The organism is Serratia sp. (in: enterobacteria), from assembly GCF_046715635.1.
GTDB lineage: Bacteria > Pseudomonadota > Gammaproteobacteria > Enterobacterales > Enterobacteriaceae > Chania.
In genome coordinates this window covers 1-25,376 of the sequence record NZ_JBKJYW010000022.1, presented here as the reverse complement: position 1 = coordinate 25,376, position 25,376 = coordinate 1, and the positions used below count along the sequence as shown (strand labels likewise).

Genomic DNA, 25,376 nt, shown 5'->3' with positions numbered 1-25,376 from the left:
GAACAGAGCATGACCGGGCTCGACAACATGATGTATATGTCGTCGCAGAGCACCAATACCGGCCAGGCTTCGGTTACGCTGACCTTTGAGGCTGGCACCGATCCCAACGAGGCGATGCAACAGGTACAAAATCAGCTGCAATCCGCGATAAAACGATTGCCACAGGCGGTGCAGCAACAAGGCGTATCGGTGTCAAAATCAGGCGACACCACGCTGATGATGGTGGCTTTTGTCTCCAACGATGGCAGCATGGATAAGCAGGACATCGCGGACTACATCGTCTCCAACCTGCAAGACCCCCTCAGCCGCATTAACGGTGTGGGCAGCATGGACGTTTATGGTTCGCAATACGCCATGCGTATCTGGTTGGATCCGAACAAACTCACCAGCTACCAGCTCACCACGCAGGATGTGGTCAACGCCATCAGTTCGCAGAACGCCCAGGTGGCGGTAGGCCAGCTAGGCGGCTCCCCTTCCGTAGATCAGCAAGCGCTGAACGCCACCATCAACGCTCAATCCCAGTTGCAAACACCGGAGCAGTTCCGCCAGATCACGCTGCGCGTCAATCAGGACGGTTCGCTGGTGACTCTGGGTGACGTGGCCACGGTAGAGTTAGGTGGGGAAAACTATAACTACCTCAGCCGCTACAATGGCCTGCAGGCCGCCGGGATGAACATCAAACTGGCCTCCGGTGCCAACGAATTGCAAACCGACCAGTTGGTGAAAGCCAAGATCGCCGAGCTCTCACAATATTTCCCTCACGGGCTGGAAGCCAAGGTCGCCTATGAGACGACGCCGTTCGTACAGGCCTCGATCCATGACGTGGTAAAAACCCTGCTGGAAGCCATTTTGCTGGTGTTTTTAGTCATGTATCTGTTCTTGCAGAACTTCCGCGCCACGTTAATCCCCACTATCGCCGTCCCGGTAGTACTGTTGGGCACCTTCGCCATCCTTTCGGCCTTCGGCTACAGCATTAATACCCTGACGATGTTTGCCATGGTGCTGGCCATCGGCCTACTGGTGGACGACGCCATCGTGGTGGTGGAGAACGTGGAACGCGTGATGAGCGAGGAAGGTCTCTCCCCCAGGGACGCCACCCGTAAATCCATGGGGCAGATCCAGGGCGCGCTGGTGGGGATTGCCATGGTGCTTTCGGCGGTATTTATCCCCATGGCCTTCTTCGGCGGCACCACCGGCGCCATTTATCGCCAGTTCTCGATCACTATCGTTTCCGCAATGGTGCTTTCGGTGCTGGTCGCCATGATCCTCACCCCGGCCCTGTGCGCCACTATTCTCCAGCCGATCGCCAAAGGCCATCATCACGGCAAGCGCGGTTTCTTTGGCTGGTTTAACCGCATGTTCAACCGCAATACCGAACGCTATGAACGCGGGGTAGCGCGCGTGTTGCAACACAGTGTCCGCTACATGGTGATCTACCTGTTGCTGTTGGCCGGTATGGCAGTGCTGTTTATCAAACTGCCGACCTCGTTCCTGCCGCAGGAAGACCGTGGGGTGTTCACCGTGCAGGTGCAGTTGCCTGCAGGCTCCACACTGCAGCAAACCACCAAGGTGGTGGAAAAAGTCGAGCACTACTTCCTGACCGAAGAGAAAGCCGACGTGCTGTCGGTGTTCTCCACCATCGGGGCCGGGCCCGGCGGCAACGGCCAGAACGTTGCACGCCTGTTCTTGCGCCTGAAGGACTGGGATCTACGCAGTTCGGGTGCCAATAGTTCGTTCGATATCATCGAGCGTGCCACCAAGGCCTTTAGCAACATCAATGAAGCACGCGTGATCGCCAGCAGCCCGCCAGCGATCACCGGTCTGGGGAACTCCTCGGGCTTCGATATGCAATTGGAAGACCACGCCGGGCTGGGGCATAGCAAGCTGATGGAGGCTCGCGATCAATTGCTGCAGCTGGCTGGGCAAAACCCGCAGCTATCGCGCGTGCGCCATAATGGCCTTGATGACAGCCCGCAGTTGCAGATCGATATCGACCAACGCAAGGCGCAGGCGCTGGGTGGGTCGATCGACGATATCAACAACACCTTGTCAACCGCTTGGGGCTCCACCTACGTCAACGACTTTTTAGACCGCGGACGGGTAAAGAAAGTGTACGTCCAGGCTGGGGCGCCCTTCCGCATGCTGCCTGAGGACATCAACAAGTGGTACGTACGTAACAACAGCGGCGGGATGGTGCCCTTCTCCGCCTTTGCTACCTCCCATTGGGAATATGGTTCACCGCGCCTGGAACGCTACAACGGCAGCTCCACAGTAGAAATCGTGGGCGAGGCCGCCTCGGGCGTCAGTACCGGTACCGCGATGGATGAAATGGAAAAACTCGTCAGCCAGCTACCGACCGGTTTCGGTCTTGAATGGACCGCAATGTCCTACCAGGAACGCCTGTCCGGTTCCCAGGCACCGGCGCTCTATGCCATCTCGCTGTTGGTGGTATTCCTGTGTCTGGCGGCCCTGTATGAAAGCTGGTCGATCCCCTTCTCAGTCATGTTGGTGGTGCCACTGGGGGTGATCGGTGCCGTCACGGCCACCTGGCTGCGCGGGCTGGAAAACGATGTGTACTTCCAGGTGGGGCTATTGACGATTATCGGGCTGTCAGCCAAAAATGCCATCCTGATCGTGGAGTTTGCCAACGAGCTGAACAATAAAGGCAAGGATCTGATGGCAGCAACACTCGAAGCCTCGCGCCTGCGCTTGCGCCCTATCCTGATGACCTCATTGGCCTTTATCTTCGGTGTCCTGCCAATGGCCATCAGTTCCGGTGCGGGCTCCGGCAGCCAGCATGCGGTAGGTACCGGGGTGATGGGCGGTATGATTTCAGCCACCATTCTGGCGATTTTCTTTGTCCCACTGTTCTTCGTATTGGTACGCCGCCGCTTCCCTGGTAAAGCGCTACCTCACCATCACGATAGCGAATAGCAGGCGTAAAAAAAGCAGCTTCGGGAAACCGAGGCTGCTTTGCTAAAGACTTAATATTGTTACCCTAGGTGCTTTAAATAAAAACAAATCAAATAGCCTTATTCAAGCTTTAAAACCCTATGTGGTGTTAGTTGCCTAACATCTCATCAATAAAGTCTTTCCAATTTTTTAACTCTCGATCAACCATGATACTTCACTACCTCCGGTTATTGGACGCAAGTATTCTACGCCTATTTTGTGAGCAAGTGAAGCTTTTTGGGAACGATACCAGCCAAGAAACCCTAGGGGTGGAGTATATTTTCTGATTAATCAAAAACCTATCCTGATGTTACATTTTCTTTAGCGTTCTGGAGCCTATCCAAGGCAACGGATACATATGTTAATTTTAATTTACCCTACATAATTAATATGCCAATTTTATTGTATGATAAACAAGATCATTCCCTGTGTAATCACCGACATCATCCTGTTATTTTCGCATTCCTTACGCATAGCTTGAAATTGCATTTAAGATTGTTATTCTGATATCTTTCCAATATAAAAAGGATGGATGCCATGAAAAAAATAACGCATAAAAAGGCCGCTAATGTTATTGGCGGTAATAGTTTGGTTTGTGGTAACACACGCTATTTATGGATAAGAAATGATGATGGCAGTAGCAACTCTATCTGCATGAAGAGAGAGGAATGCAATATACCTGGCGATGATAAATTTGGTAATCCGCAAATCCACTTTGACAGAGTCGCCTCTTCATTCTGTGGGCGCTAATTAACGCCGGTTAATTTATCCGGTGTCTTTTTATAGACACCGGATGATCAACGCTCAGCCTTAACCAAAACAGTTGCATGAGTGACTATTGTTTTAAAATAATCATGACGTGTCACTATCCCTCTTTTTCCGCTTGCCTGCGCTTGAGAATACGCTGATACCATGGCAGAGGCACGGGGTGAACAATATGTCGCAGCGCTCGGGCGTAATCCATCACCAGCCCTGGCGTCCAGGCCATTGAGAGTGCCCGTCTGCGTACCTGCGCGGCAATCCACAGTTCCGGCATGGTCAAAATGCGTAATGTGCCCAGCCAGCTTTTACTCTGTTTGGCAAGCACACCATCCAATGAGGCTTCCAGGGCATAGGCAACACTACTGGAGCAGTTACGCGACGTCAGATTGTAGATTTTAGTCAGCTGATAGCCGCTCCAAAAACGTAGCAGTGCCGAGCTGTTATAACGGTGAAACTGGATCTGCCGATTCGAATCGCACCAGTTGGCCGCCTCGGTAACATAGTCCGGCTGGAAGGTGCCGGGCACGTCATTTTCTCGCGTCGCCTTCAACACATTGAGGAACTCTGAAGGAGAACGATCAATATCTGCCGCTGGATACAGGCTGATGTAGATGCTCGGTACCAGTTCCAATGCCGCATGCCCGGTAGAGATAACCCCTTGAGCATCCACGGCCGCGATATAGCGATTAATGACTGGCCGGGGGATTGGGGCCGCACTCGCCGTTCCTTCCGGGGTCCAGATATGGACGGTTAAAGGCTGTTTAAAATCAATGCTAGGGGCAACCACCTCGGCTAGCCGAACCGCCGATTTCTTTCCAAAGACGTAAAATATCTCGGTGGGTACCAACAATTCAAACACCGAGGTGCCTTCCCTTAAAAGGTTGGCCCGCCTGGCTAATTGCAGAATATTGATGCCACTGAAAACCATTAATGTGCCCAAGAAAAACGATATGGTAGCCTTATAGTGCGCCGGATAGGGGCTAAATATGAGCATGGCGAACAGTATCTGAGCAATGCCGCTGACCAGCGCATTCTTCCAGTGTGGAAACCGGACGATCCAGGCTGAAGCGATCATAAACAAGCCAATAACGAAATAGGAGAAACCGAATATGATTGCCAGTAACAGATTACTGTAGGGTTTGTTCGCCAGGATCAGCAGTGCGACAACGCAAAAGATCCCACCCTTGAAATAGAGCACCGCTTTCTGCGCCCCAACCCCGCTGGAGGCAATACTCAACGTAACCAGGCTCTCCAGAAGCATCAGGGCACCAAAAACCTGTAAGGGAAAATAGAGCACGCCATCAAGGCCATCGATAAAGATACCGATCCCCATAAGCCCCCAGATAATCCCGATGATGCCCAAAAATTTGGCTTTGGAGCGCACAAAATCAACGCCGAATAATAACAAGGCAATCTGGATCACTGCTGCAACTCTCCACAATACGCAAATAAGAGGTTCATTTAACTGTCCTGGTGATAATGGCTTGCTTGCCAGTTGCCGACAATAATGCTCTGTTCTTCCTCATCCAGCAGGACGCTGCTGGTATCTACCAACGTCAACCACTCACCCTGCGGCATCTGGATACGAAATACCAACGGGGGACGGAATTGAGGATTATTATTGAGGAGCCAATGGTCACGCAGCTTGCCTTGATCATGCGGGTGAACCCATTGCATGACGCCATCCATGGTGTCTAGCTTGCTGGGAACCTTCTGCTCAAACAAACTGCTGAGCTCATCTTCCCAGTGCAAAATCCCGGTACGTGGGTTGAGGCTATAAATCACCCCCTTGCCGGTTATCCGGCCGGTATCTGGGTTAAAACTGTTGGTCGAGTGCTTCAACACCCTGATAAACACGATCAACAACGCCGTCGCGGAAAGGTAGCTCAAGGCTAATAACAGAGACTCATTGAGGTGTAAGCCCTTTAGAAAAAAGGGACCATGCTGATGATTGGTATAGTAAATCACTCCCAACCCAAGAGTGAGCAGCGCCAGAGACCCCCCGCGATGCCCCCAGGCCACAGAAAGCATAATAGCCAGAATAATGGGGAGGCATGCCAAGGCAAAGTAGAGCGCGGCAGCGTTATGTTGCAGCCAGAGAAATGGGTAGCCAAAGATAAACCAGACCGAAACACACAGCAGCAGCCAAAGCGCCCCTCCCAGAAGACCCATTGGCAGATTGCAACCGGCAGGATCCAGGCGCCGATTGATAAACCCCATAATAACGGTTGTGGCAAAGATAATGCCGGTAACATCAGCGATAAAGTTCTGCCAAAACAAGCTGAACAAAGGTTGGTGGTTGATTAGGGCATAACCTCCACCAATAATTAGCGCATCCAGCCCGCTGAAGATCAAGGTTGCGGTGATACAGATTAAAATAGTATGAAGATCGTCATTAAGCCGCGCAAAGCGGCGAACGGCCCAGGCAATCGCTACGTTGGCTGGCATGGATAACAGGGCATCGGTCAGTGATATCAGTGGGTTATGCTGCCAGCCCGCCCTCAAAAACAGGCCCGCCAACGTCAAAATGACGAACAGGGATAAATAACTGCGCCAGCGGGTCAAAAGAAAGGCGGCAACCGCAACCCCAGAGGGAAACCACACGATAGCGATCGGCGAATCGGGGTCGTCAAATTTTAATGAGATTAATCCGGCGAGGTAATAGATTAACCCCCATAGCAGCAGGGTGAAAAGTTGTCGAACATACGATGGAACGTGGGGTGTCATTTTTTACTCACTGGTATGCACGCAGGCATTTTGTGAAAAATATCACGTGTTGCCGTCAAGAAAAACCTGATTAACTATAGGACATTCTACATCAGCCTGATGTGAACGTCCTATTTCAAACTCATCGGAAATCTATCCAGGTTTATATTTCTTTGCGGATGAATAGTGAAGGAGTAACGTTGCTACAGGATTTAGCGAAACACCGTTGAAAGGGAAAATCATGTCTTCGAGCATCACCGTCGAGCAGTTGAAACAACAAGGCCGCTACCCGGAAGCAACGGAACTCGCCCAACAGATGCTGCAACAGGCACCGTTGGATGGCTCGCTACATTACCAGTTGGCGTGCCTTTACGATGTGCAGGGCTTTGAGCAGCAGGCGATCCCCTGCTATCTCGCCGCCTTGCAGCACGGCCTGCCTACACAGTTACGCCAGGAGGCCTGGCTGGGCCTGGGCAGCACCTATCGCGCCTTGGGGGAATACCAGAAATCGCTAGCCGCATTCGATGACGGGTTAAACGAGTTCCCGCAGGCCAAAGAAATCACTCTGTTCCGCGCCATGACGCTCTACAATCTGGGGGAAACCAAACAGGCGGTGGCGGATCTGCTGATCCTGTTGGCAGAGACCTCTGCGCATACGGAAATCAGCAGTTACCAGCGCGCCATTCAGCAATATGCTGCAGATTTGGATCGTATTGGTTGAGGATAAAATGATGGAGATCATCACCGAACCGCGTAAATGTAATATCGACTGGCAACAGTTGGGCGAATTGCTGGCCGCTGCCGGGCTAGGCGAGCGTGATCCGCAGGTCTTACAGAAAGTGTACCAAAATAGCCAATTCTGCTATTGGGGTTTTATTGAGGGTGAGTTGATGGCCACCGCTCACGCCATCAGTGACATGACCTCGGTAGCTTATCTGGCCGATGTCGCCATCCATCCGCGCTTTCAGGGGCAGGGTTATGGTCAGCAGTTGATGGATCGCGTCATGCAAGATCTAGCCCCGTTAGGTAAAGTGTTTATTTACTCGGTGCCGGATAAATTGGCATTTTATAAGCGATATGGCTTCCACGATCTGACTACCGGCATGGTGTATGCCGAGGGGAGCGCGCTGGAAAGGTTACAAAATAGCGGGTATGTGCGTTGAACCCCAAACTGCTAAATAGCGATTCCTAATAAGTCTAGTGTATGGATAGCATGTGAGAGAAAAACCATCAACCTACTTTCTTACAGCTTATATCAGTTTCAATGCCTAGCTCACATTGACGTTTAGCATTTTCTCCTTAATGAAGAACCACATCGATTTAATATAGAACCTCATTGGTGTTATATAATATGATGGAATGATTAACATAAGGAACATGAGAATGATAATCCCTAAGGCTGAGGCACCATTTTTAAGCGTGGTACCAATCGTGAAGATTGTTAATATCACAGTTAAAGTAACGCTCGTTCTGAAGGTCCTTTTACCTACATCCCTGACCGAATAGATAAAATCAAGGTTGAAAATTTTAGCATTGGCTTTTGCCTGCCTGATTTCATGCCGAGTGAAACCTGACTCCAGCAGCAATCTACTCGTCGTTTTAGTTTTTCCATTAATCGACTTCATTTCTAATACATCTTTGGTTAATTAATGAATTTTAATAAGTTACATTATAAGCTTATTTATGTAAAGTATAATGCTAAATCTTTTGGTGTGGCTGTACTGGCGAGGCCTCTAAGAAAAATTTAGCGCTCTAGGATCCTAAGCTAAATAACCTTACCTAATACCGTACCACTGAAGCCTGAGACAGTACGGTTATAAACGATAACTTCCCCACCCAATCAATACACCCCATGAATGCATTTAAACCAATTTAATCATATGGCAAATACATAGCATGCTTTAGATACTGGATTTAAAATCAGATCCTATGTATTATAAGTTTTTCTGTACTTAATGTAAGGGATTTACATGGCTAATATAATTTACGGAACCATCCAGGGTGACAAGCAAGGGCTGATCTCTGCGGGATGCTCAACTCCAGATTCAATAGGCAATAAGTATCAAAAAGGACATGAAGATCAGATCTTCATTCTCGAATTGCTCAATCTTATGACCCGTGAGAGCAATGTACAACTCCATCCGTTGCAAATCAGAAAACCCATAGATAAAGCTACTCCACTCCTAGCCTTGGCAATGAACCAGAATGAACGTTTAACTTGTGAGTTTGTGTTTTACAGAATGAATGCATCTGGTGGGCTGGAAATTTTCTTTAAAATAAAACTAACTGGAGCGACGTTAACTGAAATCAGAATGTTTAGCCCTAACTCATTAACGCATAATGAGGTTCAATCTGATGAAAGTATTTCCATCAAATATGAATCTATCACTTGGGAACATGTTATGGCGGGAACAAGTGCTTATAGCATCTGGGATGATAGGGTGTATTAATCATGGGTACTGCTGCAATAGCTCATTTAAAATATGACTTAGATAGACATGCGGTGGACCTAAGGCGTATTGCTACTTTAGCCTCATCGTATTTTATTGAAAGCTACCAAGTAAGAAGAGAGTACCTCAGAGATGTTGATGAGTTTATAAACAATATCAATATGAGGTTTAAGAATACGTTTGATATCAATGAACGTATGAGACTTATCAATGAAATGCGTGCCGAAAGTGACCTTGCTCATAGAGAGTATCAGATTTTAAGGCAAGGAGATTTCACTAAATATATTAGTACTGAAATATTTGAAGATCAAGGCATAGTTAAATATGCAAAGGTAGGTGTTGGTGTTGTTGCTGGTGGAATTCAAACATTTGGAGGATGGAGCCTTACACAAGCAGGGAAAAGATATAATTTACGAAACTTTAAGGCCATTGGAATCACATTAGCAGCCCATGGCATGAATAATATGTATGAATCAATTAGCCCCCTACTTTATGAACATCAAGAAATCGGCCCCGTCAGATACCTTTATCGTCTTGCAGCAAAGCAATTAGGATACGATAAGTACCATGGAGATTTTGCTTATAGCGTTGTTGATCTCTCCGTCACTGCATTTTCAGCTTATAAAGGGTTAGTCTTAAAGCAGAACCCGTTGCGTTGGGTTAAAAAAGGTGCATTTGAGAAGCCAGGCACAGGCACGTTATTTCACCATATGCGTAATGATAACATTACTAAGTGGGAAAATAAAAATACTGCTATGAGGATATTTCAAGCAGGCTTATCCCTTAATACACTTAAAGCCACATTTTATGATGATGACTACAAATATCATGATGGCGAATAATTTATAGTAACCCCAAAAAATACAATCTTCATTTATGTGCTACGGTAGAGTGAGCTTGAAAATAAAAATCCTCAACCTTAAGTTAATTAACTTTATTGTGGTTTTTATCTGTAATTTACTTGCTCTACCATTCCTAATTACCACGCAAGCCACGAATGCTATGCTTATAATAAACATGACAAATGGCCCTCTAGTTAAGCCATGGAGGTATATAAGAATCCCAGTATTTAAAACACCTAAAGCCGAGAAGATGAAAACAGTGCTACTTACAATGTCGGCAAGAACAAAAATATAATTCTCAAATGTCTCGTCACTCGAAACCCTACCATCTCTTCCATAAACCTCACGCACGGTTTTAGCATACGAGCGTTTCATTTCCAATAGATCCCTATATGAAAAGCAACTTGTTAGTATTAGTTTTCTCGCATTCATTTTCACTTCCATGTTGTAATATAAAATAAAGAATAATATGTTACACAAATCATACAAAACTACATTATCTACTCCCAGATGATATTATCACAAAATTTTGGCGACTGTCTTGGTAAATTAATAGTCGCAGCATAATTACTCTCCCCGCCTGTGACAAACAAATAAGTACTGAGTGGGGCCGTATCTCGTCGCTTTACACAGAATGCCAAAACAAAATGTGTTACTCATCTGCGGACCTGAAACTGCAGGCATCTCCCTGTCAATGATGAGCACATCGCTGTCTGGATCTAAACCCCGTTTTCCCGCATTATCTGTGCTATCACCGTGCGGTATAAGTTAGTGATCAACGCTTGTGCCGCTCAGTACCGATTTTGACGATTAAAAGGTAGCTTTTACGCCATGACAGACAAACCGCAGCACGCCTCGCTGACCATGTTCGGCATCAAAAATTGTGACACCATCAAAAAAGCACGCCGCTGGCTGGAAGAACAGGGAGTGGCTTACCAATTCCACGACTACCGCGCAGACGGGCTGGACGAGCAGTTGTTGCGTGATTTTGTCGCACGCCTGGGCTGGGAACCCTTGTTGAACACCCGTGGCACTACCTGGCGTAAACTGGAGGAAGCCCAGCGCAATGCCTGCGACAATGCCGATGCCGCCATCGCCCTGATGCTGGAGCAACCGGCTATGATCAAACGCCCCCTGCTGGATGATGGTAAAGGACATGCCCTGCTAGGCTTCAGCAGCGAAAGCTATCAGCAATTTATTACCGAGGTTAATTCATGATCTGCCCTGTTATCGAACTGGCGCAACAGCTTATCAAGCGTCCTTCCCTCAGCCCACATGACGAAGGCTGTCAGGAGCTGATGATCGCCCGCCTGAAAGCGATCGGCTTCACCGTCGAACCAATGAACTTTGGCGATACGCAAAACTTCTGGGCCTGGCGTGGCCAGGGCAGTACGCTGGCGTTTGCTGGGCACACCGATGTGGTGCCTACCGGCGATGAGAAAAATTGGGATAATCCGCCGTTTGAACCCGTCATCCGTGACGGCATGCTTTTTGGTCGCGGAGCCGCCGATATGAAAGGCTCCCTGGCCGCCATGCTGGTAGCCGCAGAACGCTTCGTTGCCACGCATCCTGACCATCAGGGCCGGCTGGCGTTTCTGATCACCTCAGACGAAGAGGCTAGCGCCACTCATGGCACGGTGAAAGTGGTGGAAGCCTTGATGGCTCGCAACGAGCGCCTTGATTATTGCCTGGTCGGCGAGCCTTCAAGCACCGAGCGGGTCGGAGACGTGGTGAAAAATGGCCGCCGTGGCTCGATCACTGCCAATCTGCGTATCCATGGCGTTCAGGGGCACGTCGCCTATCCGCATCTGGCGGATAACCCGGTTCACCGGGCTATGTCTGCATTAAACGAGCTGGTCGCCATTGAGTGGGATCAGGGCAACGAATTCTTTCCGCCAACCAGCATGCAAATTGCCAACGTGCAGGCCGGTACCGGCAGCAACAACGTGATCCCCGGTGAAATGTTCGTACAGTTCAACTTCCGCTTCAGCACCGAACTGACCGATACCCTGATCAAACAGCGGGTGCAGGAACTGTTGGATCGCCATAACTTGAACTACAGCATCGATTGGTGGTTGTCTGGCCAACCTTTCCTGACCGCACGGGGTGCTTTGGTCGATGCCGTGGTTAATGCGGTAGAACACTATGCCGAGCTGACTCCGCAATTGCTGACTACCGGCGGTACCTCTGATGGCCGCTTTATCGCTCAGATGGGCGCACAGGTGGTTGAGTTGGGGCCGGTCAACGCCACCATCCATAAAGTGAATGAATGCGTAAATGCGGCCGATCTGCAGTTACTGAGCCGCATGTATCAGCGTATTATGGAGCAATTGGTCGCATGATCAGCGCAGAAATGCTCACCGGGCGCTCGACGGAGCATCTCGCCGTACTGAACGGCAATCATCGGCTGCAACCCGCCGCGGTGGTGGCCTTTCAGGCCATGCAACAGGCGGCTGCAACGGCTGGCTTCGATCTGCAGCCGGCCAGCACCTTTCGCGATTTCGACCGGCAACTGGCGATCTGGAATGGCAAGTTCTGCGGAGAGCGGCCAGTATTAGATCACAATAGCCAGCCGATGGATATCCAGCCATTGTCCGCCGCCGAGCGTTGTGAAGCTATTTTGCGTTGGTCGGCCCTGCCGGGTGCCAGCCGTCATCACTGGGGCAGCGATCTGGATGTTTACGATCCTTCGCTGTTACCGGAAGGGCAAAAGTTGCAGTTGGAGCCGTGGGAATATGAAGACGGGGGTTATCTCTATCCGCTGAATCTTTGGCTGACTGCGCATATGGCCGAGTTTGGTTTCTATCGTCCGTTTACTGCCGATCAAGGTGGGGTGGCGGTAGAACCCTGGCATTTAAGTTATCGCCCGCTGGCGCAGGAGGCCGAGCATTTACTGACGCCCGAACTGCTGCTGGCGGCCTGGCGAGATAAGGACGTTGCTGGCGCATCTTGGCTCGCAAGCCATCTGCCCGCGATTTTCTCGCGTTTTGTTCGCCCTGAAGGAAAGGTGTAAACATGCATTGGTTAGCTGACTACTGGTGGATAATCCTGGTGATATTGGCAGGCATTATCATTAGCGGGATCAAGGAATTACGCCGCCTGGATCATCGAAAATTTCTGGCTAACAAGCCTGAATTGCCGCCCCACCGCGATAACAACGCCAAGTGGGACGACGAAGACGATTGGCCGAAAAAACCATAACCTCAGGGCGCACATAGCGCCCTGCTGTTTATTTAAAGGCAATCAGATCGCCCCGCTTACCAAACATCGCCTCTTCCCAATAGCGCTGTGGCACGTAGTAATGCAAACGCTCCAGAGCAGCATTCATCATGCCCGAGCTGATTGCATGCCCGACGCCTGGCTCAATATCCAACGTCACGTCTGCGCCAACGGCCTGTAACTGAGCCTCAGCCGCTTGCGCATGTTCCGCAGCAATAACACCGTCCGTCTCACCATGGATCAGATGTACCACGCTATCACCAAAATCGGCTTGCGGTAGCTGGGCAAAACGGCCGCTGAAGGCCACTACCCGCCCGGCCAGTTTGGCTTCGGCTTTTAGCCCTTCCAGCGCCATGATCGAACCCTGCGAAAAGCCAACCAGCGCGGTGCCCGCGTAGCCCACGCCGCTATGTTGCTGCCAGTAGCGTACGGTTTCTACAAAGGTTGGCATCACTTCGGCAATGCGCTGCGCGCGGTTGTCTTCGGTGATCCCCTGAACCGAGAACCATTGGCGGCCTTCACCATTACCAAAAGCGAATGGGCCACCTATGCTCACCACCAAGGCCTGTGGGAAATCTTTGGCGAAGTAACTGCCGATCTCCCCCATCGCCACCGGGTTATCCCCCACGCCATGAAACAGCAGTATCAGTTGCTCTGCCGGTGTTACGGGGCTTTGGACAACGAAATGTGAGTGTTTCATAGGGGACTCCTCAGGTTAGAGACATCCGGGACAAACCCGGCAACTGCCCATTACTATACGCCGTGGAGAAATCAGGAAAATCGGGTTTTATTGAACAACTCTTTCCATTTATTGCAACGACTGCGCCCACTCCTGCCAGTAACGGCAATGTTGCGCATTAAGTTGTTGCAACGCCTGCCCGGCCTCTTGTCGCCAAAGCCGCAACAAGGCTTTTTGGCCACCCAGACCATATTGGGCAACGCACTGGGTCGTGGTTTGTTGTTGCTGCAAATGCGCGCGCAATGCCACACAGGGCAATGAGCTGGTCAACAGCAGACGTTGTAACGCTCCCAGGCTGGCCTCCAAGGACCGATGAGCAAAGGCAAAACCGGCCAGCTCGCGCCAATCTTCCTCATTTAACACCGGATCGGCATCATCGACGAACTCCAGCAACAGATCGTTACGTTGCCGCAACCAGCGCCAATCCCGTGCCAGGTGCTTATGCGCCGCATGGCACAGCGCCTCCCCTTGCTCGCTAATGGCCAGCAACGCCATGGCGGTGTAACAGCCGCTGCTGGCCTCCGGTTTGTTGCCAATCCGCACCAGGGTGAAGCCACAAGATTGCCAAAACCGCCACAGCGGCTCGGTATAGCCGAAGCTGACAGAAAGAAAATCCAACCCCTGCGAGACACATTTTTGCTGTTCCACCAACCGGCTGGCGATCCCTTGCTGGCGTAACTCCGGCAGCACGGCGATACGGGTAATGCGGCGGGAACTCAGCGTAGGTGCCCACCATTGACCGCTATGTGCCGCCAAAGATTGAGCAACCAGATTACCACGTGGCCTTCTACGGCCCGCCCAAACCTCGCGGGCCAGTTCAACCGATAAGCCGCCTTCGTCTACCAGCCATAGCGCCCCGACCACCTCATCCGCCAGCGACGCCGCACTGAAGTGCATCCCGGGCGCATCCATCAGGCGGCGTAAATCCAGCGGTGAAGTTCGATAGTGTGCGCTACAGAGCAAAGCATAGAAACGCCGTAACCGTTGAGGATCGGCGCACAGTTCAACCTGTTCAATAGCACCAATAGTGGGTGATTGCTCAGCCACGGCCCATACTGGTTCCTCGTTGAACAGCAAGGCATGATCGAGAATCCGCTCAAGGGGGTCACCCACAGCCCAACGCATCGGTTGCTGCAAGCTTAGCGGCTGCCACTGTGACAAGGTGGCGCAGAACTTCAGTAAAAAGCCGCGCCCCGTACCTTCGTAACCCTGCACCGTGGTTGTCAGTAATACGCGTGGAAAATAATCCATTAGCTGTTGCAGTAAAGGACCAGGGATCGCTGCGGCCTCATCCACCAGCAGCCAACCCACCCCCTCAGCGCCATATTCAGCACAATGCTGTAGCAAAGCATCAGGTGCCCAAAACTGGGCCCGTCCGGCGGCCCACTCGCTGGCAACATCGGTTGCGGCTCGGCTCGGGCCGGTGATCCAACAGGTTAGTGGGCTGCTGGCCATCAACATCCCTGCCACCGTCGATTTCCCCCGGCCACGCGCAGCGGTTAATACCCAGATGCCTGAGTCAGCCGCCAGTAACCGAGCCAAAATGGCCTGCTGCTCATCACTCGGATCCCCCTGAGGAGCTTGCCAATCTGGCCGTGATGGTAAGGGAGCCAGGCACAACGGTTCACCTTGCCGCCAAATAGACACTTCGCTATCGGCCAGCAACCGTTGTTGCAGATGGTGGATAAAATGGGGCGTGGCGATCGGCTGTGGGCAATCACTCCAGCGCAGGCTGTCGCTATCTGGCTGCTGCGGCCAACTTTGCCAAGGTGGTACCAGCAACAGTAACCAGCTACCGGCTTGTAATGTCCCGCAGAGCTGGGCCAGCGCTTCAACGTCCAGCCCTGATAACGCATCAAACACCGCATGCAACCGCTCCTGCCCCAACAGGGTTCTGACCGCGCTACTAGCCAACGCATCGATTCCTGCGGGCACGTCATTACCGACCCAAGGCCAGTCACCCGGCAGCTGTGCCGCCAGTTGCTGCGCCTGATCTCGGCACCATTGTGGTTCTCCGCTGATCACCAACAGCCGCCGAATACCCTGCCGTTGCATGCGTTGCTGCATTTTTTGTAACATGAATATTGAGGCCTGAAAGCAGAGTGCCGGGCTCTAGGCACCGGCACTGAGTAATATCAACGGGAGGCGAAGGTGTTGCAGGTATTAGGGTCGCCGCTATCGAACCCTTGCTTGAACCAGGTATAACGCTGCTGCGAGGTGCCATGCGTAAAGCTGTCCGGCACCACTCGCCCCTGGCTCTGCTGCTGCAAACGGTCGTCACCAATCGCCTGCGCGGCATTCAGCGCGGCTTGCAGATCGCCCGCTTCCAGCATCTGCTGTTTCTCGGCGTAGTGGCCCCAAACGCCAGCAAAGCAGTCAGCCTGAAGCTCCATTTTCACCGACAGGCGGTTAACCTCTGCCTGGCTAGCCCCTTGCTGCATCTGGCGAACCTTACGCTCAATCCCCAATAGATTTTGCACGTGGTGGCCCACTTCATGCGCAACCACATAGGCCTGGGCAAAATCACCGCCCGCACCCAGCTTGGTTTTCATATCCTGGTAGAACGAGAGATCGATATAGACCGTATCATCCGCCGGGCAATAGAATGGCCCCATCACCGATTGGCCGGTGCCGCAGCCGGTTCGCGTCGCGCCCCGGTACATGACCAGTTTGGGGTCCTGATAGTTTTTCCCCATCTGCTTGAAGATCCCCTGCCAGTTATCTTCGGTAGACGCCAGCACCACCGAGGTAAACTTGGCCAGTTGATCGTCTTGCGGGCTGATGCTGGCGCTTTGCTGCTGAGACTGGGGGGAGACATCTCCGCCATTCAGCAGAGGCGTCAGGTCCACCCCGTAGTAACCGGCAACCAGCACCACGACCAGAATAATCAGGCCACCTTTGCCGCCGATAGGTATCCGAGGCCCACCGCCACCGCCGCCCAGACCGGAAGACTGCCCGCGGCGATCCTCGACATTGTCACTTTCTCGACGCCCTTGCCAACGCATAAATAAACTCCAGAGATGATTTTTAATAATCGTAGGAAACTTGCCCTGGTTACTATTATAAGGCGTTCGCGGCGAAGGGAATGCAGTAATTTTCTGGAAAGTGGTGAATGAGGGATGAGAGGCTCGGTTCGATGCTTTGGCCCCTCACTCTAGCACTCTCCTACAGGGAAAGGGCTAGAGTGAGGGGCATGATTTAACGATTAGTCCAGCTTCACGCCGATACGGCGGGCGACTTCTTCGTAGGCTTCAATCAGGCCACCCAGGCTCTGGCGGAAGCGGTCCTTGTCCATCTTGGCCAGGGTATTCTTGTCCCACAGGCGGCTACCGTCCGGGGAGAACTCATCGCCCAGCACCACTTCGCCGTTGAACAGGCCGAACTCCAGTTTGAAATCGACCAGGATCAGGCCCGCATCGTCAAACAGCTTGCTCAGCACGTCGTTAGCCATGTAGCTCAGCTCGCGCATGCGCGCCAGATGCTCTTTGCTCACCCAGCCGAAAGTCTCGCAATAGGATTCGTTCACCATTGGGTCATGCATCGCGTCGTTCTTCAGGAACAGATCAAACAACGGCGGGTTCAGCGGCAAACCTTCTTCGATACCCAAACGCTTGACCAAAGAGCCCGCAGCGCGGTTACGGATCACGCACTCAACCGGTACCATCTCCAGCTTTTTCACCAGCACTTCGTTATCTGACAGCAGGCGTTCCATCTGCGTTGGGATACCGGCCGCTTCCAGCTTGCTCATAATGAAATGGTTGAACTTGTTGTTCACCATCCCTTTGCGATCGAACTGCTCAATGCGCTGACCATCCAGTGCTGACGTATCGTTACGGAATTCCAACACCAGCAGATCCGGGTTTTCGGTGGTGTAGACGGTTTTTGCCTTACCGCGATACAGTTCAGCTAGCTTTTGCATCTTAACTTACTCCAATGAGAGGGTACCTTCCGGCTGCCAGACAGCCTACTGGGCACAAAATTGACCTGATAAGTTCTTTGGTTTGCTGATAACTATTGTGCCAAATCCGTGACGCAAACGATACCGTATCAGCAAAACAAAAAGGGGCCATAGCCCCTCAGACCGCTGACATAGTCCTCTGAGGTTAAAAGCCCCCTTTTCAGGGCTGATAAATACCAAGGATGCTGTCTTTGAACTTCGCCAAACAGTCGAAAACCACGTTTTTCGGCTGTTTGTCACCAGTCTAAAAGGGGCCGTAGCCCCTAGATGTATTTATTTAACGCTGGTTTTACTGAAAGCCGTCTGGAGCACCGCTACCAGCGCATCGTTCTGCGACTGGGTCAACGGCTTACCTTTGGAATCGATAAATTGCAAACTGGTACGGTTATTCAAATCACCGACCTGCAGTTTGTAATCACCCTCTTTCAGTTCAGGATCTTTCGCGCCCAACGCATCCCAATCACTGCTGCTCAGGGATTTGTAGGTTACGGCGACGCTACCCTGCGGACGGCTGCGGTCACCCACTTTCATCCCCAGTTTTTCCAGTGCCGGTGGCAAACGATCCCACACTACCGTGTACGGCGCACGCACGATCAGCGTTGGCAGGCCGGTGTCATCCGCGCCGCTCTGCACGTCCAATACGCCAATACGGTTGGCAGACTGGCTGCTCGACAGGTTGTCCTGCTTATCCAGGCCTTCAACGATGGTGTTCATCATCATACCGTTGTAGCGCTGGACTTCAGAAGGATCGGTAATCTTGTCGGTTTGCCCCTGCTGACGCAGTTCGAGGGTTTTCACCACCAATGCTTGCTGGTAACCCTGTTTCTGTACCGTGATCTGGTAGCGGCCTTCGTACTGGTTGTCTTCATCCAGACGGTTCCACTTCACCCAGTCGGTGGTCAGCGTTTGGCTAGCATCCGTACGTGAGGCGATCGGAATGTTTTTGCTCTGCAACAGGCTGGCTACGCGCGACCACAGGTTATCATTCTGCGGGCTGCTTTCCAGCAGCAGCGTGCCGCTGTCACCCGCATATTGACCACGAGAACCGCTCAGCAGTGCCAGGGGCTGTACCGGTGGCCGGATATCCAGTTGCTTGCCAACAGCGCCTTTCTGCGCGTTTGCCGGAACTTCATAATTACCGGTTTGTACCGGCAGGATCAGGCCGGACGGCGCGCTCAACGGTTTGAGCGGTGCGGCGTCAAGATAGGCCTCATCGCCGCTAACCTGGCGTTTGTAGCGCTGATCGGTAGAACAAGCCGCCAGCGTCATCACCAGCGCTAATCCCACGACCGTTGCTAGCGTCGACTTTTGCAATGAATAAGCCATCAAATCTCCCTAAGAGTTACAGCAAACCGGCGCTTTTCAACGCACGCTCCACGACAGGACGGGCAGCGTCGGTCAACGGCGTCATAGGCAGACGCATCGTATCGGTTGCCATCAATCCCAATGCCTTACAGGCCCATTTCACCGGAATTGGGTTTGCTTCTACGAACAAATCCTGATGCAAAGGCATCAAGCGCTGATTCAAACGACGGGCTTCAGCAAAATTGCCTTGCGCCGCCAGACGGCAAAGTTCGACCATTTCACGCGCTGCCACGTTGGCCGTCACGGAAATCACCCCTTTGCCACCCAGTTGCATGAAGTCCAGACCGCTGGCGTCGTCGCCGCTCAGCAAAATGAAGTCTTCATCATCAACCAGCACTTGGATCTGACTAACACGACTTAAGTTCCCTGTTGCCTCTTTAACGGCAACAATATTCTTAATTTTGGCCAAACGAGCAATCGTTGGCGGCAGCATGTCACAACCGGTGCGTGAAGGCACGTTATAGAGGATCTGCGGCAGATCGGTGCTTTCGGCAATGGCTTTGAAATGCTGATACAGACCTTCCTGGGTCGGTCTGTTGTAGTAAGGCGTGACCGACAGGCAGCCCACGACACCGGTATTGCTGAAACGCTGCGTCAGTGAGATAGCCTCGCTGGTAGCGTTGGCACCGGTGCCGGCGATCACCGGAATACGGCCTGCGGCCAGTTCCAGCGTCTGCAAGACCACGTCCACATGTTCGTCATGGGGCAGCGTGGCGGACTCGCCGGTAGTTCCAACGGAAACGATCGCCGCGGTCCCACTGGCTACATGATAATCAATCAGTTTTTTTAGGCTCGCACGATCGACAGCACCTTTGGTGTCCATCGGCGTAACCAGTGCAACAATACTTCCCGTAAACATTGGCCGTCCCCTTCACAAACAAGTCACTCATGGTACTTTTGTCACCCATCCAAAAGCAAGCAAACAACGTGAGCTAAGCGCTTGGCAGGCGGTTTTTTTTGTGTTTACCATGGTAACCCCATTCAGTACGACAGGAAGCTGCATTTTGCCTAAGCCTGATGAACACTATCTGGTGATCACCGCACTGGGCGCCGATCGCCCCGGTATCGTCAATGCCATCACCCGCCACGTCAGTAGCTGCGGGTGCAATATCGAAGATAGCCGTCTGGCCATGCTGGGTGAAGAATTCACCTTCATCATGCTGCTTTCAGGTAGCTGGAACGCGATTACCCTGATCGAATCCACTTTGCCGCAAAAAGGCGCCGAGCTGGATTTACTGATCGTGATGAAACGCACAAACTCGCAAGAAAGACCGCCAATGCCAGCTACAGTGTGGGTACAGGTTGAGGTAAAAGACTCCCCGCATATCATTGAGCGGTTTACCGGCCTGTTTGATTCGAGCCAGATGAATATTGCCGAGCTGGTATCACGTACTCAGCCAGCACAGGGGGAACTGCCCTCCCAGCTCTATATCCAGATCACCGCTCACAGTTCCGGCGGTCAGGATGCCACAAATATTGAACAAGCTTTTTATCGCCTATGTACAGAATTGAATGCGCAAGGCAGTATTAGCGTGGTGAACTATCCACAGCATGATGAGAAAGATGGAGAGTAGTTATGAGCCCATTGAAAGCCGGTGATACAGCGCCGAAATTTAGTTTACTCGACCAGGATGGCGAGGAAATTAACTTGGCCGACTTCCAGGGACAACGAGTACTGGTTTACTTTTATCCCAAAGCCATGACGCCAGGTTGCACCGTGCAAGCCTGCGGGTTACGGGATAACATGGATGAATTGAAAAAGGCGGGCGTTGAAGTGCTGGGCATCAGCACCGATAAACCCGAAAAGCTCTCGCGTTTTGTTGAAAAAGAACTGCTCAACTTCACGCTGCTATCCGACGAAGATCATCAGGTAGCTCAGCAGTTTGGCGTTTGGGGCGAGAAAACCTTCATGGGCAAAACCTATGACGGTATTCACCGTATCAGCTTCCTGATCGGCACCGACGGCAAGGTTGAGAAAGTGTTCGATGATTTCAAGACCACCAATCACCACGAAATCGTTCTGAACTACCTGCAGCAGTAAAATGTTAAAGCGCAGCAGCATCCGTTGCTGCGCTTTATTTTCCTGCCTTATTTTACTTCATCACCCACATCTACCAGCATGTCATCCGGCCAGGCGTGGATCACGGCTTTCACCAGCGTCGCCAATGGGATGGCGAAGAATACCCCCCAGAACCCCCACAGGCCGCCGAAGATAATCACCGAGAGAATGATCACCAGCGGATGCAGATTGACCGCCTCAGAGAACAGGATCGGCACCAGCAGATTGCCATCCAACCCTTGCACCACCAGATAAGCGATAATCAGCGTCCAGAAATCGGCACCAATGCCCCACTGGAACATCGCCACCACCACCACTGGGATCGTCACCAGCACCGCGCCGATGTAGGGGATCAGCACCGAGAGGCCGACCAACACCGCCAAAAGTAGGGAATAACGCATATCCAGGATGAAGAACACCAGATAGGTTGCCACCCCAACGATCACCATTTCCAGCACCTTGCCGCGAATATAGTTGGTGATCTGCTGGTTCATCTCGATCCATACCTGCCCTGCCAACCCACGGTTGCGCGGCAGCACGCGGCGCACCGCATTGATCATCTGCTCTTTGTCCTTGAGCAGGAAGAACGCCATCAAAGGGACCAGGATCAGGTAGATGGCCAGCGTCAGCAGCCCAACCAGTGAGGCCAGCGAGAATTTCACCACCGATTCGCCCATGCCTGACAGGCGCTCACGCAGGTTCTGCGCCATCATATCGATGATGCCCGCATCCACCAGCGCCGGATAGCGTGTCGGCAAGGTCGCCGCATAGTTGTAGAACTGATTGAGCATGCCCGGTAAATCGGTCATCAGGTTGATGCCCTGCTGCCAGGCGGTTGGCGCGACCACGAAGACCAACAGCATGGCAATGCTGCCAAACACGATCAGCATGATGCTTGCCGCCCAGGTGCGCGAACATCCCAGGCGCTGAAGGCGCGCGGTAGGCCACTCCAGCAGGTAAGCCAGCACCAACGCGACCAGCAAGGGGGTCAAGATACCGTGCAAAAAATAAAGGATGCAGAACCCGGCAACCAGGATCACCAGCAGCGCAATAGCCTGCGGATCGGTGAAACGACGTCGGTACCACTGTAATAACAACTCCAACATCAGAGATTGCTCCTTATTCCATCAATGGGGGGGTGAGGCTCGCCAATCCCTGTGCGGCCGAGCAGGTATGACATGATTTTTAAATAACTTTAGCCCGGTTATCACCGTGCAAACGTTTCAATGTGGGTTGTGGCTGGCTATGATGTGATAGCGTTATGCCGCTCAGGCGCACGATCCCCTGAAAATGCATTTTTGTGAGCCAACGCACTTTCGCGATGATTGTACTGGAGAGTCTGGCACGGAAGAAGAACTCTTATCTGATACTGACGTCTTATACCCTATGAATTTCAAGCTGCAGCTAGGCGACAAGCTATCTCATCCCCAGGAGCTTATATTCAATAAGTGACTGGGGTGACAAATCTGTCAGGAACAGATTTGAACGCTGTACACAGCGGCCCCGAAGGGGTGAGGCCCACGGATGGGCCGAATAGCTATGTGCAGGTAACAACGCTGCAGCTTGAAAGGCGACGGGTAAAGTTGATGACTTTAATGAGGGAATGATCTGACTATGACCATCCGGTTGACCAAAACAGCGTTAACAGTCCTGTTGCTCGGCTCACTTTGCACCTCTGCGTTGGCACCGGTTAACGCACAAACGCAAGATCAACTGCCGGATATGGGCACGTCTGCAGGGGGAACGTTGAGCATCGGCCAGGAACTGACCATGGGCGATTTTTACGTGCGGCAGCTACGCGCCAGCGCCCCGTTGATCAATGACCCGTTATTGACCCAGTATATCAACCAGTTGGGTAACCGGCTGGTCGCCAGCGCCTATTCGGTGCGTACCCCGTTCCACTTCTTTCTAGTCCGTAACGACGAGATCAACGCCTTTGCCTTCTTCGGCGGCAACGTGGTGCTGCACTCGGCCCTGTTCCGTGAAACCGACAATGAAAGCCAACTGGCCTCGGTCCTGGCGCACGAAATCTCACACGTGACCCAGCGCCACCTAGCCCGCGCTATGGAAGACCAGCAACGCACCGCACCGCTGACTTGGGTGGGCGCCCTGGGCTCCATCCTGCTGGCGATGGCTAACCCAACCATGGGCATGGCAGCGCTGAGCGGCACGTTGGCGGGAACGCAGCAGGGGATGATCAGTTTCACCCAGGCAAACGAACAAGAGGCCGACCGTATCGGTATTCAGGTATTGCAGCGCGCCGGGTTCGATCCCGAAGCGATGCCAGACTTCTTGCAAAGGCTGGCCGATCAGTCCCGCTACGCCTCAAAACCACCGGAAATGCTGCTGACGCACCCGTTGCCAGACAGCCGTCTTTCGGACGCCCGCAACCGCGCCAACCAAATGCCACGCCATCTGGTGCAATCCAGCCAGGACTATCTGCTAGCACGGGTCCGTACGCTGGGCATGTACAGCGCGGAAGGCTATGGTCTGAGCGAAGACCTGCTGGACACTTACAGCAAAGGCAACATTCGCGAGCAAATAGCCGCCAAATATGGCCGGGCAATCCTGTTCTATGAAGCCAAGAAATACGACGAAGCGCGCAATCTTATTCAACCGCTGCTGGCAAAGGATCCGAAAAACGTCTGGATGCTGGATCTGCTGACCGACATCGATCTGGGTCAGAATAAGGCCGCTCAGGCCATTGCTCGCCTCGAGGCGGTCAATGCGGCGCAAAGCAATAACCCGGTGTTGCTGCTCAACCTGGCGAACGCCTACGTTGAGGGCAATCAACCCGCTCAAGCATCAAAAATCCTCAACCGTTATACCTTTGCCCATCCAAACGATCCGAACGGCTGGGATCTGTTGGCTCAGGCCAGTGCAGCCCAAGGCCTACGCGATGAAGAACTCTCCGCCCGGGCAGAAAGCCTGGCGCTGGCTGGCCGTCTGGATCAGGCGATCGGTTTGCTTAGTAACGCCAGCTCATTGCAAAAGCTGGGCAGCCTGAAACAGGCTCGCTACGACGCGCGGATTGACCAACTGCGTCAGTTGCAAAGAACCTTCAGCAAGTTCCAACGCACTTGATTTGAACAAGGAAAGAGAAAAAATGAAAAACGTCACTATTTATCACAACCCACGCTGCTCGAAGAGCCGGGAAACGCTGGCACTGCTGGAACAGCATGGTGTCGAACCGCAGGTGGTGCTGTATCTGGAAACGCCGCCTTCCGTCGCTGATCTGAAAAAACTGCTGCAAGAGCTCGGTTTCGCTTCGGCCCGTGAACTGATGCGCAAGAAAGAAGATCTCTACAAGGAGCTGGATCTGGCGGATGGAACCCTGAGCGAAGAGCAACTGCTGCAAGCGATGGTGAGCAATCCGAAACTGATCGAACGCCCAATCGTGGTTAAAGGCGGCAAAGCCCGCATTGGCAGGCCACCGGAGCAGGTGTTGGAGATCTTGTGATCCCGTGATGGCAAGCCGGGCGATGATTAGCGCATTGGCCGCACAGGACAGCGACGCCGCCGCCAGTGCTGCACAGGCGCATATCCTGTCATTCCGCAGTGCGCTGTTGCACGAAGGGTGAATAACCTAAAGAGTGGGAATGGGGAATAGTGACTCGCTACAGCCCCAGGATTTCCTTTACAAACGGAATGGTCAGCTTGCGTTGTGCCGTGATCGACGCACGATCCAGCTGATCCAATGTCATAAACAGCGTGCGCATTTCACGATCCAGGCGCTTGAGCAGGAAGCGGCCCACGTCTTCCGGCAGTTCGAAACCACGCAGTTTGGCGCGCAATTGCAGCGCCTGTAGTTTCTCTTCGTCCGACAGTGGCTGTAGCTTGTAGATCTGCCCCCAATCCAGGCGCGAGGCCAGATCCGGCAAATGCAGATTTAGTTGGCGTGGCGGACGATCGCCGGTGATAAACAGGCGGGTGCGGCCGGTTTCCAGAATGCGGTTATAGAGATTGAAAATCGCCATTTCCCATTCCTCATCACCGGCAATGCACTCGATGTTATCGATGCAGACCAACGCCAACTGTTCCATACCGTCCAGCACTTCGGGCACAAAATAGGCCCGTTTATCCAGAGGAACATAGCCTACCGCTTCGCCACGCTGCGAGAGTTCGGCACAGGCCGCATGCAGCAAATGGCTGCGTCCCCCGCCTTCGCGTGACCAGAAATAGATGTAGTTACCATGCTCCTGACGGACTGCGGATTGGATCGCGGCTAACAAGGATGGGTTCTCACCCGGATAAAAACTGGCAAAAGTTTCATCATCGGGTAGATAAAGTGGCAGTGAAAGCTGTGCCGGCGTATTCAGAAAAG

25 protein-coding genes are annotated in these 25,376 nt (G+C 52.4%); 14 read left to right on the top strand and 11 right to left on the bottom strand.

The window, feature by feature from the left end; all coding sequences use genetic code 11:
- On the top strand, positions 1 to 2,934 hold a 2,934-nt coding region (acrD, locus tag ACLQ7H_RS01055), incomplete at its 5' end, for a multidrug efflux RND transporter permease AcrD (protein WP_411751065.1).
- Between the two features lie 127 nt (positions 2,935 to 3,061).
- Here the strand turns inward: acrD and ypfM are convergent.
- On the bottom strand, positions 3,062 to 3,121 hold the full coding sequence (gene ypfM / locus ACLQ7H_RS01050) for a protein YpfM (RefSeq protein ID WP_137751254.1): 60 nt from the start codon (positions 3,119 to 3,121) through the stop codon (positions 3,062 to 3,064).
- 368 nt (positions 3,122 to 3,489) lie between these two features.
- On the opposite strand from ypfM, the gene ACLQ7H_RS01045 reads away from it, so the two are divergent.
- Complete coding sequence (locus ACLQ7H_RS01045) at positions 3,490 to 3,702, top strand: hypothetical protein (RefSeq protein WP_411751064.1); 213 nt, start codon at positions 3,490 to 3,492, stop codon at positions 3,700 to 3,702.
- 115 nt (positions 3,703 to 3,817) lie between these two features.
- On the opposite strand, the gene ACLQ7H_RS01040 is transcribed toward ACLQ7H_RS01045, so the two are convergent.
- Together ACLQ7H_RS01040 and ACLQ7H_RS01035 are read right to left on the bottom strand one after the other, a co-directional pair.
- Positions 3,818 to 5,137, bottom strand: a complete 1,320-nt coding sequence (locus ACLQ7H_RS01040; protein WP_411751063.1) for an HdeD family acid-resistance protein — start codon at positions 5,135 to 5,137, stop codon at positions 3,818 to 3,820.
- Positions 5,138 to 5,175: 38 nt separating this feature from the next.
- Positions 5,176 to 6,441 (bottom strand): MASE1 domain-containing protein, encoded by a 1,266-nt coding sequence (locus ACLQ7H_RS01035; RefSeq protein ID WP_411751062.1) that lies wholly within the window; start codon positions 6,439 to 6,441, stop codon positions 5,176 to 5,178.
- Positions 6,442 to 6,661: 220 nt separating this feature from the next.
- On the opposite strand from ACLQ7H_RS01035, the gene ACLQ7H_RS01030 reads away from it, so the two are divergent.
- From ACLQ7H_RS01030 to ACLQ7H_RS00995, 8 genes are all read left to right on the top strand, one after another.
- Positions 6,662 to 7,141 (top strand): tetratricopeptide repeat protein, encoded by a 480-nt coding sequence (locus tag ACLQ7H_RS01030; RefSeq protein WP_411751061.1) that lies wholly within the window; start codon positions 6,662 to 6,664, stop codon positions 7,139 to 7,141.
- A gap of 10 nt (positions 7,142 to 7,151) precedes the next feature.
- Complete coding sequence (locus ACLQ7H_RS01025; protein WP_411751068.1) at positions 7,152 to 7,583, top strand: GNAT family N-acetyltransferase; 432 nt, start codon at positions 7,152 to 7,154, stop codon at positions 7,581 to 7,583.
- An 807-nt stretch (positions 7,584 to 8,390) separates the two neighbouring features.
- Entirely contained in the window at positions 8,391 to 8,870 is a 480-nt protein-coding gene (locus ACLQ7H_RS01020; RefSeq protein WP_024484521.1) for an Hcp family type VI secretion system effector, read from the top strand.
- 2 nt (positions 8,871 to 8,872) lie between these two features.
- The gene (locus tag ACLQ7H_RS01015; protein WP_202671311.1) at positions 8,873 to 9,712 is read left to right on the top strand and encodes a DUF4225 domain-containing protein; all 840 of its coding nucleotides are present in this window, start codon (positions 8,873 to 8,875) and stop codon (positions 9,710 to 9,712) included.
- 831 nt (positions 9,713 to 10,543) lie between these two features.
- Complete coding sequence (locus ACLQ7H_RS01010) at positions 10,544 to 10,930, top strand: ArsC family reductase (RefSeq protein ID WP_411751060.1); 387 nt, start codon at positions 10,544 to 10,546, stop codon at positions 10,928 to 10,930.
- Positions 10,927 to 12,054 carry a succinyl-diaminopimelate desuccinylase gene (gene dapE / locus ACLQ7H_RS01005; RefSeq protein ID WP_411751059.1) on the top strand — a complete coding sequence of 376 codons (1,128 nt, stop codon included), beginning with the start codon at positions 10,927 to 10,929 and terminating at the stop codon, positions 12,052 to 12,054. The genes ACLQ7H_RS01010 and dapE overlap by 4 nt, the downstream gene beginning before the upstream one ends.
- A complete protein-coding gene (locus ACLQ7H_RS01000; protein ID WP_411751058.1) occupies positions 12,051 to 12,725 on the top strand; it encodes a M15 family metallopeptidase in 675 nt (224 codons plus the stop codon). Before dapE ends, ACLQ7H_RS01000 begins: the two co-directional genes overlap by 4 nt.
- Before the next feature lie 2 nt (positions 12,726 to 12,727).
- Positions 12,728 to 12,913, top strand: a complete 186-nt coding sequence (locus ACLQ7H_RS00995; protein ID WP_021178743.1) for a YpfN family protein — start codon at positions 12,728 to 12,730, stop codon at positions 12,911 to 12,913.
- Positions 12,914 to 12,941: 28 nt separating this feature from the next.
- Here ACLQ7H_RS00995 and ypfH read toward each other — a convergent pair whose 3' ends face one another.
- The 6 genes from ypfH to dapA all read right to left on the bottom strand — a co-directional run bounded on the left by ypfH (position 12,942) and on the right by dapA (position 19,852).
- The gene (gene ypfH, locus ACLQ7H_RS00990; RefSeq protein WP_411751057.1) at positions 12,942 to 13,631 is read right to left on the bottom strand and encodes an esterase; all 690 of its coding nucleotides are present in this window, start codon (positions 13,629 to 13,631) and stop codon (positions 12,942 to 12,944) included.
- A 108-nt stretch (positions 13,632 to 13,739) separates the two neighbouring features.
- A complete protein-coding gene (locus tag ACLQ7H_RS00985; protein ID WP_411751056.1) occupies positions 13,740 to 15,749 on the bottom strand; it encodes a tRNA(Met) cytidine acetyltransferase TmcA in 2,010 nt (669 codons plus the stop codon).
- A 56-nt stretch (positions 15,750 to 15,805) separates the two neighbouring features.
- On the bottom strand, positions 15,806 to 16,675 hold the full coding sequence (locus tag ACLQ7H_RS00980; protein WP_046807978.1) for a neutral zinc metallopeptidase: 870 nt from the start codon (positions 16,673 to 16,675) through the stop codon (positions 15,806 to 15,808).
- A 200-nt stretch (positions 16,676 to 16,875) separates the two neighbouring features.
- Positions 16,876 to 17,589 carry a phosphoribosylaminoimidazolesuccinocarboxamide synthase gene (gene purC / locus ACLQ7H_RS00975; protein ID WP_411751055.1) on the bottom strand — a complete coding sequence of 238 codons (714 nt, stop codon included), beginning with the start codon at positions 17,587 to 17,589 and terminating at the stop codon, positions 16,876 to 16,878.
- A 312-nt stretch (positions 17,590 to 17,901) separates the two neighbouring features.
- Positions 17,902 to 18,954: an outer membrane protein assembly factor BamC gene (bamC, locus tag ACLQ7H_RS00970; RefSeq protein WP_411751054.1), complete on the bottom strand. Its 1,053-nt coding sequence runs from the start codon at positions 18,952 to 18,954 to the stop codon at positions 17,902 to 17,904.
- Positions 18,955 to 18,970: 16 nt separating this feature from the next.
- Positions 18,971 to 19,852, bottom strand: coding sequence for a 4-hydroxy-tetrahydrodipicolinate synthase (dapA, locus tag ACLQ7H_RS00965; RefSeq protein ID WP_021807111.1), 882 nt, complete (start codon positions 19,850 to 19,852; stop codon positions 18,971 to 18,973).
- A 109-nt stretch (positions 19,853 to 19,961) separates the two neighbouring features.
- On the opposite strand from dapA, the gene ACLQ7H_RS00960 reads away from it, so the two are divergent.
- Both ACLQ7H_RS00960 and bcp read left to right on the top strand, forming a co-directional pair.
- Positions 19,962 to 20,567 (top strand): glycine cleavage system transcriptional repressor, encoded by a 606-nt coding sequence (locus ACLQ7H_RS00960; RefSeq protein WP_411751067.1) that lies wholly within the window; start codon positions 19,962 to 19,964, stop codon positions 20,565 to 20,567.
- A gap of 2 nt (positions 20,568 to 20,569) precedes the next feature.
- Positions 20,570 to 21,034 (top strand): thioredoxin-dependent thiol peroxidase, encoded by a 465-nt coding sequence (gene bcp, locus ACLQ7H_RS00955; RefSeq protein ID WP_021178751.1) that lies wholly within the window; start codon positions 20,570 to 20,572, stop codon positions 21,032 to 21,034.
- Between the two features lie 47 nt (positions 21,035 to 21,081).
- Here the strand turns inward: bcp and ACLQ7H_RS00950 are convergent, their stop codons facing one another.
- Entirely contained in the window at positions 21,082 to 22,158 is a 1,077-nt protein-coding gene (locus tag ACLQ7H_RS00950; protein ID WP_411751053.1) for an AI-2E family transporter, read from the bottom strand.
- Positions 22,159 to 22,666: 508 nt separating this feature from the next.
- Here ACLQ7H_RS00950 and ACLQ7H_RS00945 point away from each other — a divergent pair.
- Positions 22,667 to 24,136 (top strand): M48 family metalloprotease, encoded by a 1,470-nt coding sequence (locus ACLQ7H_RS00945; RefSeq protein ID WP_411751052.1) that lies wholly within the window; start codon positions 22,667 to 22,669, stop codon positions 24,134 to 24,136.
- A 22-nt stretch (positions 24,137 to 24,158) separates the two neighbouring features.
- Positions 24,159 to 24,512, top strand: coding sequence for an arsenate reductase (glutaredoxin) (gene arsC / locus ACLQ7H_RS00940; RefSeq protein ID WP_411751051.1), 354 nt, complete (start codon positions 24,159 to 24,161; stop codon positions 24,510 to 24,512).
- Positions 24,513 to 24,669: 157 nt separating this feature from the next.
- On the opposite strand, the gene hda is transcribed toward arsC, so the two are convergent.
- On the bottom strand, positions 24,670 to 25,371 hold the full coding sequence (gene hda / locus ACLQ7H_RS00935) for a DnaA inactivator Hda (protein ID WP_411751066.1): 702 nt from the start codon (positions 25,369 to 25,371) through the stop codon (positions 24,670 to 24,672).
- Positions 25,372 to 25,376: the final 5 nt, after the last annotated feature.